This window comes from Elusimicrobiota bacterium, from assembly GCA_018816525.1.
Classification (GTDB): Bacteria; Elusimicrobiota; Endomicrobiia; order CG1-02-37-114; family XYA2-FULL-39-19; genus OXYB2-FULL-48-7.
In genome coordinates, this window is the sequence record JAHIVV010000061.1 from 1 (window position 1) to 20,335 (window position 20,335).

Genomic DNA, 20,335 nt, shown 5'->3' on the forward strand with positions numbered 1-20,335 from the left:
AGATCCCTTTTGCCTGCGCTAACTGAGCCTTCGATAATACCGTCGTTATCGCTGCTGTTAATGTCGTCTTTCCATGGTCTACGTGCCCGATCGTTCCTATGTTTACGTGCGGTTTCTTCCTCTCAAATTTCTGCTTTGACATTTTCTGTTCCTCCTGGACACCCAATGCTACGCGCTTGGAAGCGTATTGGGTGCATTCCGATTATTTATATTTTAAACAGTAGTTTTCGGTAATAAACCATCACTGATATTTTTTGGAACTCTTTCATATTGTGCCGGTTCCATACTGTAGTTTGCTCTTCCCTGGCTTAATGAGCGCAGTGTCGTAGCATAACCAAATATCTGGGCAAGAGGCACATGTCCGCTTATAGTACATAAGCCGTTTTTATTTTCCATGCTTTCAATTTTGCCTCTTCTTGAATTGAGGTCAGCCATAACGTCTCCAATAAATTCTTCCGGGGTTACAACTTCTATTTTCATAATGGGCTCAAGAAGTATTGGGCCTGCTTTTTTGCTTGCGGCCTGCAATGCCATGCTTCCGGCCATTTTAAAAGCCATTTCTGATGAATCAACTTCGTGGTAAGAACCGTCAACTAAAGTAACTTTACAATTAATTAAAGGATAGCCTGCCAGCGGACCCCTTGTCATGGCTTCTACAATTCCCTGTTCAATAGCAGGAATATATTCTTTTGGAACAGACCCGCCTTTTATTTTATCGACAAATTCAAACTCAGCAGCCGGTTCAAGTTCAATTTCTGCGTGCCCGTATTGGCCGCGGCCGCCTGATTGTTTGATATACTTCCCTTCTGCTTCGACTTTTTTGGTAATGGTTTCCCTGTAAGCAACCTGCGGGTTACCTACTTTTGCATCGACATTAAATTCTCTTTTTAATCTGTCTATGGCAATTTCAAGGTGTAATTCTCCCATACCCGAAATAATCGTCTGGCTTGTTTCTTCGTCAATTTTGAGCCTGAAAGTCGGATCTTCTTCGGTTAAGCGGCCTAAAGCGTAAGACAGTTTCTCGGAATCTGCCTTAGTTTTTGGTTCTACGGCAACGCTTATAACCGGCTCGGGGAAATGCATTTGTTCGAATGAAATCGGAAATTTTCTATCACAAACCGTATCACCGGTATTCGTGTCTTTTAATCCTACAATAGCGACAATATCTCCGGTTTTACATTCTTTTATCTCTGCCCGGGTATTAGCATGCATTCTCATTATCCTGGAAATTCTTTCCTGTTTGCTTTTTCTTGTGTTATAAACTATTTCCCCGCTGGTGATTTTACCCGAATAAACCCTGATATAAACAAGCCTTCCGATGAACGGGTCAACCTGTATCTTAAAAGCTAATGCCGCAAAAGGGCCTTCTGTTGAATGTGCACGGGGCTCTTCTTTCCCGGTAAACGGATTAAGCCCGTGTATGTCTTGCAAATCTGCGGGCGAAGGCAAATAATCAATAACAGCGTCGAGAATAGGCTGCACGCCTCTATTTTTAAATGATGAGCCGCAAAATACAGGGAAAAATTTGCATGCAATTGTCGCTTTACGCACAGCCGCTTTTAATTCCTGATTTGTGGGCTGTTCGCCTGCAACAAATTTTGTCATAATGCTTTCTTCTATCTCAGCCATTTTTTCGAACAATATATCTCTGCATTTTTTTACTTCTGCTTTATATTCTTCCGGTATTTCTTTTGTCTCATAACCCATGTCAGCTGTTTTTTCTTCTTCCCAGACATAGGCTTTCTCTTCCAGTATATCGATAACACCCATTAAATGCTCATCTTTACCCAGAGGCAACTGCATTACAAGCGGCTCTGCGATTAGTTTCTTCTTTATCTGTGCGATAGTATCCTGAAAATCCGCGCCTATACGGTCCATTTTATTGACAAAAATCAATCTTGGAACATGGTAGCGGTTTGCCTGGCGCCATACAGTCTCAGACTGGGGCTCAACACCGTTTGCTCCGTCAAAAATAACAATACAGCCGTCTAATATTCTTAAAGAACGCTCCACTTCCATGGTAAAATCAACATGGCCCGGAGTATCTATAATGTTTATCTGGCAATCTTTCCAATATGACGTAGTGGCCGCGGATTGAATAGTTATGCCTCGTTCTCTTTCCTGAACCATCCAGTCCATGGTTGCAGTACCTTCATGAACCTCGCCGATACGGTGAATTCTTCCTGTATAGTAAAGGATGCGTTCGGTCGTAGTAGTCTTGCCGGCGTCAATATGCGCGACTAACCCGATATTCCTGATTTTATCTAATGTAAAATTTTTATCCATCTGTTTTTACCATCTATAATGGGCAAAAGCTTTGTTTGCATCTGCCATTTTATGAGTATCTTCCCTTTTTTTCATCGCAGAGCCTTCTTTCTTGTAGGCCGCCATTAATTCATCTGCAAGTTTTTTATGCATCGGTACGCCTTTCTTTTCCTGGGCATACTGTATTAACCATCTCATCGCTATTGTTTCGCTTCTCTCGCGTGCCGTCTCAACAGGTACCTGATAAGTAGCTCCGCCTACACGCCTGGCTTTTACTTCCAGCAGCGGCCTTACATTTTCTATCGCTTGTATAAAAACCTTTAACGGGTCTTCTTTTAATTTATCTTTGATCAAATTGAATGCGCTATAGATTATTCTTTCAGCTACAGACTTCTGCCCGCTGAAATTTAATTTGTTTAAAAATTTTCCTAAGAGCACGCTATTATACCTGGCATCAGGCATAAAGTTTTTTCTTCTTTCTTTTGGTCTAAGCGGTTTTCTTGGCATATTTTCCTATCCTACTTTTGGCATTTTCGCGCCGTATTTTGATCTTCCCTGTTTTCTTCCGTCTACCCCGCCGGCATCCAGCACGCCGCGGATAATATGATACCTGACACCCGGCAAATCTTTAACTCTTCCGCCTCTTACCAGAACAATTGAATGTTCCTGCAGATTGTGGCCGACTCCAGGTATATATGCTGTAACTTCCACTCCGGTGGTCAGTTTCACCCTGGCCACTTTTCTTAAAGCAGAATTTGGCTTTTTAGGAGTTGTTGTGTAAACACGGGTACATACGCCTCTGCGCTGCGGGCACCCTCTGAGCGCCGGTGACTTTGTTTTTATTCCTTCTTTTGTTCGTCCAAATTTTACTAATTGATTTACTGTTGGCATTAAATCCGTCCTTTAATTCTCTACTTCAGCCACTACCAGTTGTTTATTCAACCCTGTGCCTACCGGTATTAAATGGCCGATTACTACATTTTCTTTTAAGCCTTTTAGATTATCTACCTGGCCCAGGGTTGCAGCCTCGGTTAATATTCTTGTCGTTTCCTGGAAACTTGCCGCTGATATAAAAGACTCGCTGGATAACGATGCTTTTGTTATACCTAACAAAATCGGCTGCATCTCAGGAATTTTTATTTTCTTTGCTTCTTCATTGCCTTTTTCTCTCTTAACTTTTTTCTTCAATTCTTCCAAGCGGCTGCATTCTTCTTCATATTGCCTGTGAGAAACTATTTCGTCAGAAAGAAATTTGCTGGAACCGGGGTGTGTTGTCCTGACGTTTGATAACATCTGCCGGACTATGGCTTCTATATGTTTATCGTTTACGGTAACACCCTGTAACCTGTAAACCTGCTGAATTTCATTAACAAGAAATTCCTGCACTTCCTTTGAACCCTTCACTTTAAGGATATCGTGCGGGTCAACAGCACCGTCTGTAAGCGGCTCTCCGGCGCCGACTTTATCACCTTCATAAATCAGAAGATGTCTTCCCGTAGGAATGACATACTCTCTTGACATGCCGGATTGTTCATTGACTATATTAACTTTCGGCGTACCTTTTAATGTTAAGCTGACTTTTACTATTCCGTCGATCTCAGATATTACCGCGGCGCTTTTAGGATGCCTGGCTTCGAATAACTCCAATACTCTCGGCAATCCGCCGGTTATATCTTTTGTTTTTACAACTTCCTGGGGTATTTTTGCTAAAATATCGCCTTCCTGCACTTTATCCCCGTTGTTGATAACTAATATAGTGTCTATGGGTATCGGGTAAGTTGAAACTCTTTTTCCGTTTTTTGATACCACTATCTGGGGATGAAGCTTTTCACCCCTGTACTCAACTATGGTATTTTCGATTAAGCCGGTGCTCTTGCTTTTTTCTTTATGCATAGTTTTTCCGTCGATAATATCTTCAAATTCCGCCGTGCCTTCATATTCAGAAATAATGGGCAGCGCGTACTGGTCCCACTCGGCTATCATTTCGCCTTTCTTTACCTTATCTCCGTCTTTTATTTTCATTCTTGAGCCGAAAGGCAGTTTGTATACATTCCTTTTCTTTGAACCTGTATCTGAAAGAACCATTTCGCTGTTACGGGTTAGCACTACGAAAAATCCTTCTCTGTTTTTTACAGCCTTAAAATTATAAAACTTTACTATTGAATCATTTTCTGCGAATATCTGTGATTTTCTTACTACGCGGCTTGCTGTTCCTCCGATGTGAAAGGTTCTTAAGGTAAGCTGAGTCCCGGGTTCTCCTATTGATTGAGCCGCAATTATTCCGGTAGCTTCTCCGACTTCAACAAATTTTCCGGTTGCAAGATTTACTCCGTAACATTTTGCGCAAATGCCTTCTTTCGATTCACACGTAAGTATAGAACGGATTCTGATCTGTTCTATGCCGGCCTGAGCTACTTTCTTGGCCTGATCAAATGTTATTACTTCGCCTTCTTTAACAATTGTTTCCTCTTTTGGCTCACCTTGGGCATCTGTAACAATCCAGGTTACGTTATCCAGGGCCACGCGGCCGACAATTCTTTCTTCAAGCGGTTCGATTAATTCTTCACCGCTCTGAAGCGCGCCGATTTTTACTCCGTTTATTGTGCCGCAATCTTCTTCAGTAATGACCACATTATGCGCAACATCTACTAGTTTTCTTGTAAGATATCCTGCATCAGCAGTTTTCAAGGCAGTATCTGCAAGTCCTTTTCTTCCGCCATGCGTTGAAATAAAATATTCAAGAATTGTAAGGCCTTCACGGAAATTCGAAATAACCGGAGATTCAATAATTTCGCCGACCTGCCCGGTAATCTTTTTCTGCGGTTTTGCCATCAATCCCCTCATGCCGGCAAGCTGCCTTACCTGCTGCTGATTGCCTCTTGCTCCTGAATAAGCCATCATATAGACAGGATTGAACCTGGGCATGTTTGGATCATATGGTTTGTCGCCTTCTTTGCGCATATTTTCAAACATCATATCTGAAACTTTGTCTGTTACATGCATCCAACGGTCAATAACTTTATTATATCTTTCTGTTTCAGTTATCAAACCGGTTTTTGCCTGTTTTTCAATTTCAGCAATATCTTTATTTGTGGTTTTTATAATCTCATCTTTTTCTTTAGGCGTAATCATATCTGATACACCAATGGACATTCCGGAAATCGTAGCGTACTTGAATCCCATCTTCTTTAAATCGTCAAGAAAAATTACTGTTCTGTGATGCCCAAGCACCCGATAGCAATGTTCTACAAGAACGACCAATTCTTTTTTATTAATGGGCTTATTTACAAACCTCATGGATTCGGGCAAAACTTCATTAAAAAGCACTCTGCCACAGGTTGTGTAACTAGTCCATTTTGAAGTATCATGGTAGTCTTTTATACCTTCTTCCGTAATTTTGTTTATGCCATAAACTTTAATTTTTGCGTGTAAGTTGATCAAGCCTCTCTGGTAAGCTGAAACCACATCATTTATCCCTGCAAAAACCGATCCTTCGCCTTTTTCGCCATTTTTCATTGAAGTCATGTATGCCAGCCCTAATACCATATCCTGGCTGGCCACAGCTATTGGTTTACCGCTTGCCGGCGAAAATATATTCACCGGAGCCATCATTAAAATCCTGGCTTCAAGCTGCGCTTCCGGCGAAAGAGGGACATGCACAGCCATCTGGTCTCCATCAAAATCAGCATTGAACGCTGCGCAGGTCAAGGGATGAAGACTAATAGCTTTTCCTTCAACCAATACCGGTTCGAACGCCTGGATACTTATTCTATGAAGAGTAGGAGCGCGATTAAGCATTACCGGGTGTTTCTTGATGATTTTTTCAAGTATACTCCAAATTTCGGATTGCTGCTTTTCTAATATTCTTTTTGCTGCTTTAAGAGTGATGTTTTCCTGTTTTATCAATTCATGTAAAAGGAAAGGCTTAAACAATTCTACAGCCATTTCTTTTGGGAGGCCGCACTGGTGTAATTTTAAATTCGGACCCACAACGACTACGCTTCTTCCGGAATAATCAACTCTTTTGCCCAATAGGTTCTGCCTAAATCTTCCCTGTTTTCCTTTAAGAATATCAGAAAAAGATTTCAACGGCCTATTACCTGCGCCGACAACCGGATTGACGCGTGAACCATTTTCAATCAATGCATCAACTGCTTCCTGAAGCAAGCGTTTTTCGTTATTTATCATTATCTCAGGAGCTTTTAACGACTGAATATGTTTTAAGCGGTTGTTTCTATTTATTATGCGGCGGTATAAATCATTTAAATCGCTGGTTGCAAATTTAGAGCCTTCAAGTAAAACCAGGGGCCTTAAATCCGGAGGGATAACCGGCAGTACTGTCATGATCATCCACTCAGGTTTCATATTTGAATTCTGGAAACCTTCGAAAATGCGGAACCTGCGGGTCATTCTTGCGCGTTCCGCCTCTGATTGTGTTTTTCTTAATATATTCTCTATTTTTTCAATTTCTTTCTTTATGTCAATCTTTTCAAGAAGCCTGCGGATAGCCCCTGCGCCGATGTCTGCTTTAAGCTTATCTTTAAATTCCATTCTATATTTGTTGTATTCTTCCGGCGTGAGCAGGCTTTTTTCCTTTATGACTACTTTTCCGCTGCTGTCCTTAACATCTTCAAGCACAAGATAACGCAAATAATATATAACTCTTTCAAGGTCAATTAACGGCATTTCAAGGAACATTCCTATTTTTGACGGAGGCTTTCTAAGAAACCAGATATGAGATACTGGTACAGCCAGTTCAATGTGCCCCATACGCTCGCGCCTTACTCTTGCTTCAGTCACTTCGACGCCGCATCTGTCGCATATGATACCTTTATGTTTTACAAATTTGTATTTTCCGCAATTACATTCCCAATCTCTTACCGGGCCGAATATTCTTTCGCAGAACAATCCGTCTCTTTCGGGCTTAAAAGTCCTGTAATTTATGGTTTCCGGCTTTTTTACTTCTCCATAGGCCCACGAACGGATATTTTCCGGTGAAGCAACCGTAATCTTTATGCTGTCAAAGTCATAAAAATTAAACTGCGGTGCCGTTTTCTTTTTGAGAAAGTTATAAGCCATTTATTAATCTCCCGATTATGCCAAAACCTTTTCTTTTTGCTGTTTCTGGTTGTGAACTTTATTGCCTGATGAACCAGATTTTAATAATTCAATATTCAGAGCAACTCCCTGCAATTCTTTTACGAGCACCTTAAATGCTTCAGGCACTCCTGATTCAGGGAGGCTTTTTCCTTTTATTATCGCTTCATAAACTTTAGTTCTTCCGCTTACATCATCGCTTTTTACAGTAAGTATTTCACGCAATGTGTGGGCAGCGCCATAACCTTCAATAGCCCAAATTTCCATTTCCCCGAATCTCTGGCCTCCAAACTGCGCTTTACCACCAAGCGGCTGTCTTGTAATTAATGAATATGGGCCTGTTGACCTGGCATGTATTTTATCTTCAACCATGTGAAACAATTTCATTATATACATGTTGCCGATGGTGATTTTTTCCATAAATTTATCGCCGTTACGCCCGTCAAACAATGTAATCCTGCAATCATCTGAAGGCATGTATTCTTCCGGCATTCCCTGCTGGCGCAGGTGATCTTTTGCTTTTTTTATCATTTCAATAACTTCATGTTCTTTCGCACCGTCAAAAATCGGAGTAATCATCTGCTCACCCAAAACACTTGAAGCCCAGCTCAACATAGCTTCAAGCAATTGGCCTACATTCATCCTGGAAGGAACACCCAACGGTGAAAGCACGATATCTACAGGAGTGCCGTCCGGAAGGCGTGGCATATCTTCAAGAGGCAGGATTTTTGAAACCACGCCTTTATTACCATGCCTTCCTGCCAATTTATCGCCAACCTGCAGCCTTCTTTTTGAAGCTATATATACTTTTACCACTTTGTTTACTGTAATCGGAAGACCATCGCCGCTCTTTATCTGTTCTTTCTTCATTTCTCTTGCTATTTCAAGGCCTTCTTCTTTCTTCTGGATGAACTTAACTATTTTGTCTTTAGAAGCCTTGTCTTTTGCGCTTTCAAGCAACTCTTCTCTAAGTACGTGCAATTTTTTTATTTCATTCTTATGTTCGTCATGAATTTCATTGATTCTTTTTTTCTCTGTTTTTTTAGTAAGTTTTTCCCATCTGTTTAAAACCTGCACATTTATTACTTTCCCTGTTACTCCGGGAGGAACTCTTAAAGAAGCATCAGCGACATCTTCGGCTTTTTTACCGAATATCGCTTTTAACAAACGTTCTTCCATAGTAACTTGCTGCTCGCCTTTCGGAGTGGTCTTGCCGACCAAAATGTCCCCGGGGCCTACTTCAACTCCTATTCTAATTATACCGGTTTCATCTAAATTCAACAGGTCTTCCGCGCCTACGTTTGGAATATCCCTGGTGATCTCTTCCGGCCCGATTTTTGTATCTCTGGCTTCTACCTGGAATTCCTGAATATGAATGGACGTAAATTTGTCATCTCTGACAACTTTTTCGCTTACCAAAATAGCATCTTCAAAGTTATAACCTTCCCAAGACATAAAAGCAATCAATGCATTCTGACCTAAGGCCAACTGTCCGTCTGAAGTGCACAACCCGTCAGCAATTACTTCTTTCTTCTTAACTTTGTCGCCTTTGCATACAATCGGGTTGTAGCTTATACAGGTATTCTGATTGGAACGGTTATATTTTTTTAAGTAATAGATATCTACTTCTTTGTCTTCGGTGAAAACTGCTATCTCTTCAGCACTGACAAAAATAACTTCACCTGCTCTGTCTGCTGTTACAACCGCATAAGAATCTACGGCGACTCTCTTTTCAACACCAGTTCCCGTAAAAGGCTTCTCTGAATTTAATAACGGAACAGCCTGGCGCTGCATGTTCGAGCCCATTAATGCGCGGTTTGCGTCATCATGTTCAAGAAATGGTATCAAACCTGTAGAAACAGAAACAACCTGCATTGGAGAGATATCCATAAAATCGACTTTATTCGGCTCAATAAATCCAATATTGCCTTTGTTCCTGCATGAAACAAGGTTTTGTGAAAATGCATTGTTTTTATCTAAAGCGGCATTTGCCTGGGCGATAATGAACTCATCTTCTTCATTGGCGGTTTGATAAACAATATTGTCGGTAACTTTTCCCTTTTCTACTTTGCGGTAAGGTGTTTCAATTAAACCATATTCACTTACCCTTGCATAACTTGCAAGAGATGTTATAAGCCCGATGTTTGGCCCTTCCGGTGTTTCAATAGGGCAAATTCTTCCGTAATGAGTGTGATGAACATCTCTGACTTCAAAACCTGCGCGTTTACGATGCAAACCGCCGGGTCCTAAAGCCGATAATCTTCTTTTATGCGTCAATTCTGCCAGGGGATTCGTTTGATCTAAAAATTGTGATAATTGCGAGGTTCCAAAAAATCTTCTTATTGACAAAACAAGCGGAGTTGCGTTGAATAATAATCTGGGCGTTAGAGAAGATTTTTTGTCAGCAGAATTCATGCGCTCTTTTGTGAATCTGGCTGAATTTACCAAACCGATACGTATTTGTGTTTCAAATAATTCCCCTACAGACCTTACTCTTCTATTGCCTAAATGATCGATATCATCAACTACATACCCGGGCAGCCCTGTGTTTAAATTTATTAAATATTTTAGCGTCGCGATAATATCTTCTTTAGTTAATACTCTTTTTCTTTCAGTAGGAACTGTAAAAGTGGATACAATCCTGTTATTTTTCTCCATTTCAGAGAAAATAGCTCCGAATTTTTTATTAAGTTTGTAACGGCCCACTTTGCTTAAATCATATCTTCTAAGCTTAAATAATAACGCATCTAAATAACTTTCAGCAATTTCAGACGTAATTAATTCCGGAGTATGCAGTATTTTATAAACTATGTCTATTGCTTTTTTCTTGTTCTTGGTAGGATCTTCTTTAATAGTGTGAATTATGGTAAAATTGTCCAGTTCAGGGTCTAATTTTATTATTTTGATTTCATTTATTTTTTCGGCATATTTCTTTATGTCTTCTTCTTTTATTTCATGCAGGGTTTCATTAATAATTTCGCCTGTTTTCGTGTCAATAATGTCCTCTGCGAGTATTTTACCCAGACAATCATTGAAGTTGTTCTTTTTTATTGTTTCCGTGCCGTAGAAAATATTAATAAGCTCTTTATCCGTTTCGTAACCGATAGCCCTTAATAAGACAGTTACCGGAATTTTTCTTTTTTTGTCTATGCGGACAAAAAGCACATTGTCTAAATCAAACTCAAATTCTAACCAAGCTCCGCGGTAAGGTATTATTGTAGATTTGTAAAGCTTTTTTCCAAAATGAGAAATTGGTTTCTCTTCATCCTCTTCGAAAATTACCCCGGGCGAGCGGTGAATTTGTGTTACGACTACTCTTTCCGCCCCGTTGATTATAAATGAACCTGATTCAGTCATAACAGGTAAATCACAAAGATATGCTTCCTGCTCGGCAAGTTCTTTTATCTTTCCGTTTTCAAGTTTTTGCAGCAATCTAAAAACAACTTTCAAAGACGCTTCGCAATTAAGGTCTTTGGCTATTGCTTCATCCGGCGTAATCTTTGGCTTTTCGATAATGTAATGGAGATATTGGAGTTTCAGGCTCTGGTTTGAATTTTCAATACCCTCTCCTTCGCTAGCTTCCCCAAATACATCAAGAAAGGCCTGGTGAAGACCTTGGTTTTTACGCTTTTGCGGTTCTATGTCCGTTTGCAGAAAATCTTTATAGGATAATTTCTGTAAATTTATAAGATCCGGCAAATCCATTATTGTTTTTAACTTTGCAAAATTTCTTTGCTTCATTAATTTCTTACCCCTTCACGAAAACTTAACGCAAAAATGAGTGGTTATTTAATTTCTACGGTAGCGCCAATTTCTGTAAGTTTTTTCTTGATTTCTTCGGCCTGGTCTTTTGTAACGCCTTCTTTTACTGTTTTCGGCGCGCCATCGACAAGATCTTTTGCTTCTTTCAAGCCTAAACCTGTAATTTCACGTACAGTTTTGATAACCGGAATTTTGTTTCCGCCGCAGTTTGTCAAAACAATCGTAAATTCTGTCTTTTCTTCAGGAATAGCAACAGCTCCGTCTGACGCAGGGCCGGCTACGCCGCCTACCGGCATAGAACCGAAACCAGCTGCCTGGACCCCGAACTTGTCTTCAAGAGACTTTACTAACTCTGCTAATTCAAGGACTGTCATCGTTGAAATAGCATCAATTATTGCTTCTTTACCATTAGGTTTTTCTGACATCTGTTTACACCCCCTATTAAGCTTTTTCCTTTTTATTTTTTATCTGTTCTAAAACGCAGACAAGGTTTGTTTGGTTTGCCTTTAAGACATTCATCAATTTGATTAACGGCATTTTTATTGTCAATACAGTTTTGCCGATTAAATGTTCTTTTGAGGGCAGGTTTGCTACTTTTGTAATCTCAAGTAACGAAAGCAGCTTACCAAACATGTAACCTGATTTTAATTTAAACTTATTGTGGTCTTTTGCGAATTGGATTAACTTTTTTAATATTTGGACGGGGTGTTCTTCTTTTATAAGGACTAAACCGATCGGGCCGTTTAAACCCTGGCTAAGAAGTTCAAGATTGTTGTTTTTAAAAACAAGGGAAAGTATCTTATTTTTCGGTACCTGATATTTTGAATTCATCGATCTCAGGCTTTTACGCAGTTCTTCTATTTCAAGGACACTTAAACCCTGATATTCCGTGAATACAAGATGAGGAGAAGCCTTAACTTCTTTTGTCAGTTGTTCGTAAACTTCTTTCTTTGCTTGCAATACCATTTATTAAAACCCTATTCCCAAACCAAGAGCCAGGTTTGTTTCGCCTATAAAATTTACTTCAAATACAATCGATTCGCAATGATAAATTTTTATTTTTGAACACAAAAAAAACATTGACATTATCCTTGTAACCGTCTATATATTCAAGAGAAGAATTATCTATTAACTTAATGTAGCCCCCCTGCGGACTTTTATTCCGCCGAATGGCTCAATGCAGCTTATTTTTTTGCTAACAACAAAAACCGCATGGGTTTGCTGATGTCTTCAAACCTGTCCACTGAGTTTACTGTAGGGCTATCGAAGGTATAATCACAGGAACCTATATTCCCCCACCAAGTAAACCCGCCGAAAGGAAGCCCTGAAACTTCCTTTGGAAATCTGAGTTGCTGTATCCATGTATTCTGAGCAATTTGCAAACTCACCGTATTTTAAAGAACAAAGTACAATCAAACTTAAAAAGAATTTATTGAATCCTATTTTTTAAACATTATTTATGGGGATAATTACAAACCCCGGCAGCGACCTACTCTTCCAACCGCGAATTAGCGATGAGTACCATTGGCCCTAGTGAGCTTAACTTCTGTGTTCGGAATGGGAACAGGTGTTGCCTCACCGGAAAAACCACCGGGAATTATTTTAAATTCAAGTTAATAAGAAAGTGTCATTAGTACAGATAAAAATCTAATACTACATCATTTGGATCAAAAGATATGGCCAAGACTCACAGTCAATTAGTATCAGTCAGCTCAATGCCTCACAGCACTTACACATCTGACCTATCAAACCAGTAGTCTACTGGTGACTTTAAGTCTCGATTTCTCAATCGAGAAGGGAAACCTTATCTTGAGGTGGGCTTCCCGCTTAGATGCTTTCAGCGGTTATCCCGTACCAGCAATAGCTACTCTGCTAATGCCGCTGGCGCGACAACAGAAACACCAGAGGCTGGTCCATCCTGGTCCTCTCGTACTAAGGACAGAACCTCTCAAGTTTCCTCCGCCTACGGTAGATAGAGACCGTACTGTCTCACGACGTACTGAACCCAGCTCACGTACCCCTTTAATTGGCGAACAGCCAAACCCTTGGGACCTTATACAGCCCCAGGATGGGATGAGCCGACATCGAGGTGCCAAACCGGGCCGTCGATATGGACTCTCGGGCCCGATAAGCCTGTTATCCCCGGGGTAGCTTTTATCCGTTGAGCGATGGCACTTCCATACGCAACCACCGGATCACTATGTCCTACTTTCGTACCTGCTTGTCCTGTCGGACTAGCAGTCAAGCACCCTTATGCCATTACACTCGACTCACGATTTCTATTCGTGATGAAGGTACCTTTGAGCACCTCCGTTACATTTTAGGAGGCAACCGCCCCAGTTAAACTGCCAACCAAACACTGTCTTTCAACTCGATTCAGAGTTAAAGTTAGAATCACAAATTAGAGAGGGTGGTATTTCACCGGTGCCTCCTCCCGATCCAAGAACCAGGACTCAAAGGCTCCCACCTATCCTACGCAACCTAACCCGTAATTCAATATCAGGATACAGTAAAGCTCCACGGGGTCTTTTCGTCTAACCGCAGGTAATCCGCGTCTTCACGGATACCACAAATTCGCCGAGTCTGCTGCCGAGACAGTTCTCATTTCGTTACGCCATTCGTGCAGGTCGGAACTTACCCGACAAGGAATTTCGCTACCTTAGGACCGTTATAGTTACGGCCGCCGTTTACTGGGGCTTAAATTCAGAGCTTGCACTCCTCCTCTTGACCTTCCAGTACCGGGCAGGCGTCAGCCCCTATACGTCATCGTCTGACTTAAGCAGAGGCCTGTGTTTTTGTTAAACAGTCGCATGAGACTCTTTATTGTAACCTTTTCAATACCAGATTCCCTGCAAAGAGCTCCAAATGTCAAGTTTGACCTCTTCATTTTTCATCTTTACGCTTCCTCTGGCTCTACTACGGCGCCCCTTATTCCGAAGTTACGGGGTCATATTGCCGAGTTCCTTAGCAGCAGTTTACTCGCGCACCTGACTATATTCTAGCCGCCTACCTGTGTTGGTTTACGGTACGGTCATTCTGAATACTCCTAAATTCTGCTTTTCTAGGCACCAGATTTGGTTACTTCGCCACGCTTGCGCGTAACTCGTGCTCCTCAGGCTCGCGCCTGAGTTAAACCCAGACATCCATCACTGGGATAACTTCACTCTGATGCGCACAAAATTAGTGACTAACGCATTCAAAAAGGTTCCGGAATTTCAACCGGATTTCCATCGACTACGCGTTTCCGCCTCATCTTAGGACCGACTAACCCTGAGCTGACGAACATTGCTCAAGGAAACCTTAGGCTTACGGTGTGGTTGATTTTCACAACCATTATCGCTACTTATTCCGACATCCTCACTTCCTAGCAGTCCAGTGCTCCTTACGGTACACCTTCGTCCCAGCTAGGAACGCTCTCCTACCAAATAACTATAGTAAACTATAGTTAATTTTACGACTTCGGTATGTGATTTAGCCCCGGAAATTTTTAGCGCAAAATCGCTTGACTAGTGAGCTGTTACGCACTCTTTAAAGGATGGCTGCTTCTAAGCCAACCTCCTAGCTGTCTAAGCAACTTCACGTCCTTTCACACTTAATCACAATTTAGGGACCTTAATCGGTAATCTGGGCTGTTCCCCTTTTGCGCGTGAAGCTTATCCCTCACGCACTGAGTCCAGTAATATTCTTATAAGTATTCGGAGTTTGGTTAAATTCGGAATCTGGGTTACAGACCCTACATTATCCAGTGCTCTACCCCTTATAGTTAAATTACCAGCCTAGCCCCAAAGCTATTTCGGAGAGAACCAGCTATCACCATGTTAGATTGACCTTTCACCCCTATCCTCAGTTCATCCAGAGGTTTTGCAACACCAACTAGTTCGGTCCTCCCCTCGTGATTAAACAAGGTTCAACCTGACCAAGGATAGATCACATGGCTTCGGGTCTGCTCTATCGAGTTAAACGCCTTATTCAGACTTGGTTTCCCTTCGCCTACCCCATATACTTTCATATAAAGGTTAAACTTACTCGATAAAACAACTCGCCGGATCATTCTTCAACAGGCACACCCTCGCACGTTCTCTATCTTGCGATAGAGCATAGTGCTAGAATTGCTTGTAGACATACGGTTTCAGGTTCTATTTCACTCCCCTTCCGGGGTTCTTTTCAACTTTCCCTCGCGGTACTATTTCACTATCGGTCTAAGGTTTATATTTAGCCTTGGAGGATGGTCCCCCCAGATTCCTACCGGATTTCACGTGCCCGATAGTACTTAGGAATTCATCAAGAGTCAAATTGATTTTAATTACAGGACTTTTACCTTCTGTGGTTGGCCTTTTCAGGACCATTCATCTATTAATTTGATTGGTAACTCTTCGCTATTGAAAGCAGACAAACCCTGCAACCCCTTTAAAGATTGCTCTATAAAGGTTTAGGCTGTTCCCCGTTCGCTCGCCACTACTAGGGGAATTTCAGTTGATTTCTTTTCCTCCAGGTACTGAGATGTTTCACTTCCCTGGGTTGTCCTCCTAACCCTATTTATTGAGGTTAGGATATACCGTCTTGCGACGGCACGGGTTTCCCCATTCGGCTATATGCGGGTCAAAGGATGTTTGCTCCTATCCGCATCTTATCGCAGCTTACCACGGCCTTCTTCGTAACCTTAGCCAAGTCATCCGCCATATGCCCTTACTAACTTGACCATATCATTTCATCCCGTCTCTGCTAAGGAATAGAGAGACGATTGAAATGTAGTCTTTCAACTTATATACTACTTATTTACTTAAAACTAATGTCAGCTAACTTATTAACCTAAATTTCAAAGACCTTTATATTTAAAAAGTTTACAGCTATAAAACTATAAACTTTTAAAGTGCAAAATATATTTTTAAATTAAATAATTATCTGGTGGAGATGAGGGGATTTGAACCCCTGACCTCCCGGTTGCAAACCGGATGTTCTCCCAGCTGAACTACATCCCCAATGGGCCTAAGAGGAATTGCACCTCTCACCTTCCCGTTATCAGCGGGATGCTCTAAACTAACTGAGCTATAGGCCCGAAAGTATTTTTAACCGTAAAAAATATACTTCCGAAGTAAATCGGCAATCAAAGAAACAATGTTTTCGCAATCTAATAAGCATTCCAACGAATTCAACACTCGGACGACCTAAAAGTTTCCATTACAGAAACTCCTTAGAAAGGAGGTGATCCAGGCGCACGTTCTCGTACGCCTACCTTGTTACGACTTCACCCCAGTCACTAATCACAACTTCATCCCACGCGAGGCGGGACATCTGTTGCAACTAGCTCCCATGGTGTGACGGGCGGTGTGTACAAGGCCCGGGAACGTATTCACCGCTGCCTGCTGATCAGCGATTACTAGTGATTCCGACTTCATGAGGACGAGTTGCAGTCCTCAATCTGAACTGGGGCCGCCTTTAAAGGATTTGCTCCACCTTACGGTTTGGCATCCCTCTGTAGCGGCCATTGTAGCACGTGTGTAGCCCCGGACATAAAGGCCATGATGATTTGACGTCATCCCCACTTCCGTCCCAGTTAACCTGGGCAGTCTCCTAAGAGTGCTCTTCTTGCGAAGTTAGCAACATAGGACAAGGGTTGCGCTCGTTATGGGACTTAACCATACACCTCACGGCACGAGCTGACGACAACCATGCAGCACCTCTTCTGGCTCTCTTGCGAGTCTCCTAATCTTTCGTCAGGATACCACCAGAACTTCAAGCCCGGGTAAGGTTCTTCGCGTTGCGTCGAATTAAACCACATGCTCCACCACTTGTGCGGGCCCCCGTCAATTCTTTTGAGTTTCAACCTTGCGGCCGTACTCCCCAGGTGGTTCACTTAATGCGTTAGCTTCGGCACAGAAGGGGTCGATACCTCCCATACCAAGTGAACATAGTTTACCGCGCGGACTACCAGGGTATCTAATCCTGTTTGCTCCCCGCGCCTTCACAGCTCAGTGTCAGTAATAAGCTAGAAACCCGCTTTCGCCATCGGTATTCCTCCAGATATCTACGCATTTCACCGCTACACCTGGAATTCCGGTTTCCCCTCTTACACTCAAGCCGAGCAGTTTTGAAAGACATCCCCTGACTTATCAAGGGCTTTCACTCCCAACTTACTCGACCACCTACCTGTGCTTTACACCTAGTAAATCCGAATAACGCTCGCCACCTACGTATTACCGCGGCTGCTGGCACGTAGTTAGCCGTGGCTTATTCGGAAGGTACTGTCAACTCCTATTGCTAGAAGCTTCATCCCCTCCAAAAGAGGTTTACAATCCGAAGACCTTCATCCCTCACGCGGCATTGCTGGATCAGGCTTGCGCCCATTGTCCAAAATTCCCCACTGCTGCCTCCCGTAGGAGTCTGGCCCGTATCTCAGTGCCAATGTGGCCGATCACCCTTTCAGGCCGGCTATCCGTCAAAGCCTTGGTAGGCCATTACCCTACCAACTAGCTGATAGACCGCGGGCTTATCTCTGACCGTCTGGTTTAACCCAGACCTTTACCTAGCTCTACATAGTAAAGCTAAGACTATTGAATATTAGCCTCAATTTCTCAAGGTTGTGTTCATGTCGGAGGGAAATTACCCACGTGTTACTCACCCGTTTGCCACTAATCTTAATCACCCTTGCGGGCAACCAAGATCCGTTCGACTTGCATGTGTTAGGCATGCCGCCAGCGTTCACTCTGAGCCAAGATCAAACTCTCCAAAAATAATTTAGAAAGTTTCTTCAAATTTCAAAAAGTAAAACTAAAACTGGCCGAATGTTGAAATTCTTGGAATGCTTATTAGAATGCGATTCCAAAAACTTAAAAAAATTAAAAAATTTACAAAACCAAGATATCAATGAACATAGTGTAACGCGTAAAATCCCCTCATTCTCTTTTTAATACTTTAGAGGTATCATAAAGTGTCGCTGAAATTTTACAGCCGTTAAATACTAAACTTACTTAAACTTACTTATACTATACTTAAACTTACTTATACTATACTTATACTACATTATACATTATACTACAAGTTTTAAAATTTGTCAAGGGGGTCCAAAAAAATATTTTTTCGCGTAGCATCAAAGCAGCCCCTCGTACATCTTTTTCGTCTGAGAAGCTATGTATTCCCAGCTGAAATATTTCTCAACCCTGGCCCTTCCGTTATCTCCGAATTTTTTTAACATCGCTTTATCTTTCAATAATTTATTAATAGCATCAGCAAGGTGTTTTGTGTTTGCAGGTTCAACTAAAATACCCGTTTCCCCATTTACTACAACCTCTTTTATGCCTCCTGTTGCAGTTGCAACAACCGGAGTCTTGCATGCCATAGCTTCTAAATTAATAATTCCAAATGGTTCATAAATTGATGGGCATACAAAAACTTTAGCGCAACTGTATAATTGGATAAAATCTTCTTCTTTCAAAAATTTATTGATCCAATTTATATTTTTTTTAGTTTTAATCTTTTCTCTCATCCTGTCTTCATACTCTTTGGTATCGGCGCCGACAGCGCCAAATACAATTTGGATATTCGGGTCTATGCGGTCCGCGGCGTCAATAAGATATTCCATGCCCTTTTGAGGAGTGGGCCTTCCTACAAAAAGTATATAGTCGTCCTTTATTGCGCATTCTTTTTTCAAGGAATCGCTTAATGTTGTATTTTTCCATTTTTTCAAATCTATGCCGTTATGTATTACGGTTATTCTTTCCTCCGGAATATTGTAGTATTTAAGAATATCGTCTTTCATCATCCTGGATACGGCAACAATTTTATCAGCGCCCTCGATGCCCAATTTTTCTATCCAGGCGCTTAAGTGATAACCTCTGCCAAGCTGATCTTCTTTCCAGGGCCGCAGGGGTTCTAGGCTATGGCAAGTTGCAACAAACGGCAAATTATAAAGCTTCTTGGCTAAAAATCCGGCATAATGGCCGTACCAGGTATGAGTATGAACAACATCCGAATCTATTCCATCAGCAACCATAGAAAGGTTGGTAGTCATAGTATCATAAACAGCATTGAATTTTGGATCAGTTTTTGATCGCAAGCCCAAGGATTTAAACCCTCTTACTTTTGGGTTACCGGTTATATCCTGGTCCCCAAAACACCTGATTTCAACATCCATTATTTTGCTAAGTTCCTGCGATAAATAACGTAAATGCACGCCGGCACCCCCATATATATAAGGAGGGTACTCCTTAGCAAACATTGTTACCTTCATTTATTTCCTCTCATTGCCTTATAATCCTCATCTGCTTCTTTATATTGGTTTAAATCACCTATATCATACCACTTATCATAAAAAACAAACCCATAAACTTTATCAGCTTTGTGCAGCCATTGGATATACCTGCCGGGCTGGTCAGGGTTATTACCTTCTGACATATACTTGTTAACCAGCTGGATCTTATTTTTTGCAAATAAGTAAATGCAAACTGCAGCTAGGGTAGTTTTTGGATTCGTAGGTTTTTCAGTGAAATTAATAACTTTTTGATCTTTATCAAGTTCAACTTCGCTGTACTTCGATATCAAATCTTTTAGGCCGACGTCTTTTAAACAAATTGAATTTGTTGCTTTCTCTTTAAAAAAGCTAATAAACTTTTTCAGGTCTAATTGGAATAGGTTGTCCCCCGCAAGAACAAGCAAATCATCATTAACTTTTGCGTTGTCGATAACAAACTTCATATCACCTATCGCCCCGAGCTTGGTTCCGTCCGAACTTGTCCCATCGTTGAAGACGGTCATTTTCTTTTTGGTTTTTACTTTTTTGCTCCAGCCTACAAAAGTCTGATAAAATTTCTGATTCGTTACCATGTATATTTCATCAATTTCATCAATCTGGTTGAGGTTATCTATTGTATAGTCCAACATTGGCCTGTCTGCAATAGATAACAATTGTTTCGGCTGGTTCATTGTAAGCGGGTAAAGGCGTGTTGCGTAACCCGCGCATAAAATTAAAGCTTTCATTGTTTCCTCGCCAATACCCCATGTTGCCCGCTTGGGAGGGTATGGGGTATAGTTCCTTTATAATTTTTCTAATTTAAAAACAACAGCAGGCTCATTTTGCGGGTCAAGAATAACCATATTGTCCCTTCCCTGCCATGTATATATTTTTCCTGTTAATAAATCTATTACATCATATTGTTCGTCAGAAGCTATTGCGAATTCTTCCAGAGGAACTGTCACCCTTGCTTTTTGTGTATTG

General features: G+C 41.4%; 12 protein-coding genes, 2 tRNA genes and 3 rRNA genes. All 17 read right to left on the reverse strand.

Annotated features, from left to right (window positions below):
* Positions 1 to 142: elongation factor Tu (gene tuf, locus KKH91_05910; GenBank protein ID MBU0952341.1), on the reverse strand; the 142-nt coding region annotated here is incomplete at its 3' end.
* 71 nt (positions 143 to 213) lie between these two features.
* Positions 214 to 2,286 carry an elongation factor G gene (fusA, locus tag KKH91_05915; protein ID MBU0952342.1) on the reverse strand — a complete coding sequence of 691 codons (2,073 nt, stop codon included), beginning with the start codon at positions 2,284 to 2,286 and terminating at the stop codon, positions 214 to 216.
* Between the two features lie 6 nt (positions 2,287 to 2,292).
* A complete protein-coding gene (rpsG, locus tag KKH91_05920) occupies positions 2,293 to 2,772 on the reverse strand; it encodes a 30S ribosomal protein S7 (protein ID MBU0952343.1) in 480 nt (159 codons plus the stop codon).
* 6 nt (positions 2,773 to 2,778) lie between these two features.
* Positions 2,779 to 3,156, reverse strand: coding sequence for a 30S ribosomal protein S12 (gene rpsL, locus KKH91_05925; protein MBU0952344.1), 378 nt, complete (start codon positions 3,154 to 3,156; stop codon positions 2,779 to 2,781).
* A gap of 12 nt (positions 3,157 to 3,168) precedes the next feature.
* Positions 3,169 to 7,344 carry a DNA-directed RNA polymerase subunit beta' gene (rpoC, locus tag KKH91_05930; GenBank protein MBU0952345.1) on the reverse strand — a complete coding sequence of 1,392 codons (4,176 nt, stop codon included), beginning with the start codon at positions 7,342 to 7,344 and terminating at the stop codon, positions 3,169 to 3,171.
* Between the two features lie 15 nt (positions 7,345 to 7,359).
* The gene (gene rpoB, locus KKH91_05935) at positions 7,360 to 11,103 is read right to left on the reverse strand and encodes a DNA-directed RNA polymerase subunit beta (GenBank protein ID MBU0952346.1); all 3,744 of its coding nucleotides are present in this window, start codon (positions 11,101 to 11,103) and stop codon (positions 7,360 to 7,362) included.
* A 44-nt stretch (positions 11,104 to 11,147) separates the two neighbouring features.
* A complete protein-coding gene (gene rplL / locus KKH91_05940; protein MBU0952347.1) occupies positions 11,148 to 11,549 on the reverse strand; it encodes a 50S ribosomal protein L7/L12 in 402 nt (133 codons plus the stop codon).
* Between the two features lie 16 nt (positions 11,550 to 11,565).
* Positions 11,566 to 12,090 (reverse strand): 50S ribosomal protein L10, encoded by a 525-nt coding sequence (gene rplJ / locus KKH91_05945; GenBank protein MBU0952348.1) that lies wholly within the window; start codon positions 12,088 to 12,090, stop codon positions 11,566 to 11,568.
* A gap of 218 nt (positions 12,091 to 12,308) precedes the next feature.
* A complete protein-coding gene (locus KKH91_05950; protein MBU0952349.1) occupies positions 12,309 to 12,506 on the reverse strand; it encodes a hypothetical protein in 198 nt (65 codons plus the stop codon).
* Between the two features lie 94 nt (positions 12,507 to 12,600).
* A 5S ribosomal RNA gene (gene rrf, locus KKH91_05955) occupies positions 12,601 to 12,719 on the reverse strand.
* 81 nt (positions 12,720 to 12,800) lie between these two features.
* Positions 12,801 to 15,824 (reverse strand): 23S ribosomal RNA (locus KKH91_05960).
* Positions 15,825 to 16,027: 203 nt separating this feature from the next.
* A tRNA-Ala gene (locus KKH91_05965) sits at positions 16,028 to 16,103 on the reverse strand.
* Between the two features lie 2 nt (positions 16,104 to 16,105).
* A tRNA-Ile gene (locus KKH91_05970) sits at positions 16,106 to 16,180 on the reverse strand.
* A 139-nt stretch (positions 16,181 to 16,319) separates the two neighbouring features.
* Positions 16,320 to 17,855 (reverse strand): 16S ribosomal RNA (locus KKH91_05975).
* The 16S, 23S and 5S rRNA genes sit together here with 2 tRNA genes alongside, the layout of an rRNA operon.
* Before the next feature lie 356 nt (positions 17,856 to 18,211).
* A complete protein-coding gene (glgA, locus tag KKH91_05980; GenBank protein ID MBU0952350.1) occupies positions 18,212 to 19,351 on the reverse strand; it encodes a glycogen synthase in 1,140 nt (379 codons plus the stop codon).
* Positions 19,348 to 20,097 (reverse strand): nucleotidyltransferase family protein, encoded by a 750-nt coding sequence (locus KKH91_05985; GenBank protein MBU0952351.1) that lies wholly within the window; start codon positions 20,095 to 20,097, stop codon positions 19,348 to 19,350. Before KKH91_05985 ends, glgA begins: the two co-directional genes overlap by 4 nt.
* 57 nt (positions 20,098 to 20,154) lie before the next feature.
* On the reverse strand, positions 20,155 to 20,335 hold a 181-nt coding region (locus KKH91_05990; GenBank protein MBU0952352.1), incomplete at its 5' end, for a hypothetical protein.

Bases quoted from the DNA above. Each gene is read 5' to 3' on its own strand.
- fusA (MBU0952342.1), bottom strand. From the start codon at position 2,286: ATGGATAAAAATTTTACATTAGATAAAATCAGGAATATCGGGTTAGTC.
- rpsG (MBU0952343.1), bottom strand. From the start codon at position 2,772: ATGCCAAGAAAACCGCTTAGACCAAAAGAAAGAAGAAAAAACTTTATG.
- rpsL (MBU0952344.1), bottom strand. From the start codon at position 3,156: ATGCCAACAGTAAATCAATTAGTAAAATTTGGACGAACAAAAGAAGGA.
- rpoC (MBU0952345.1), bottom strand. From the start codon at position 7,344: ATGGCTTATAACTTTCTCAAAAAGAAAACGGCACCGCAGTTTAATTTT.
- rpoB (MBU0952346.1), bottom strand. From the start codon at position 11,103: ATGAAGCAAAGAAATTTTGCAAAGTTAAAAACAATAATGGATTTGCCG.
- rplL (MBU0952347.1), bottom strand. From the start codon at position 11,549: ATGTCAGAAAAACCTAATGGTAAAGAAGCAATAATTGATGCTATTTCA.
- rplJ (MBU0952348.1), bottom strand. From the start codon at position 12,090: ATGGTATTGCAAGCAAAGAAAGAAGTTTACGAACAACTGACAAAAGAA.
- glgA (MBU0952350.1), bottom strand. From the start codon at position 19,351: ATGAAGGTAACAATGTTTGCTAAGGAGTACCCTCCTTATATATATGGG.
- KKH91_05985 (MBU0952351.1), bottom strand. From the start codon at position 20,097: ATGAAAGCTTTAATTTTATGCGCGGGTTACGCAACACGCCTTTACCCG.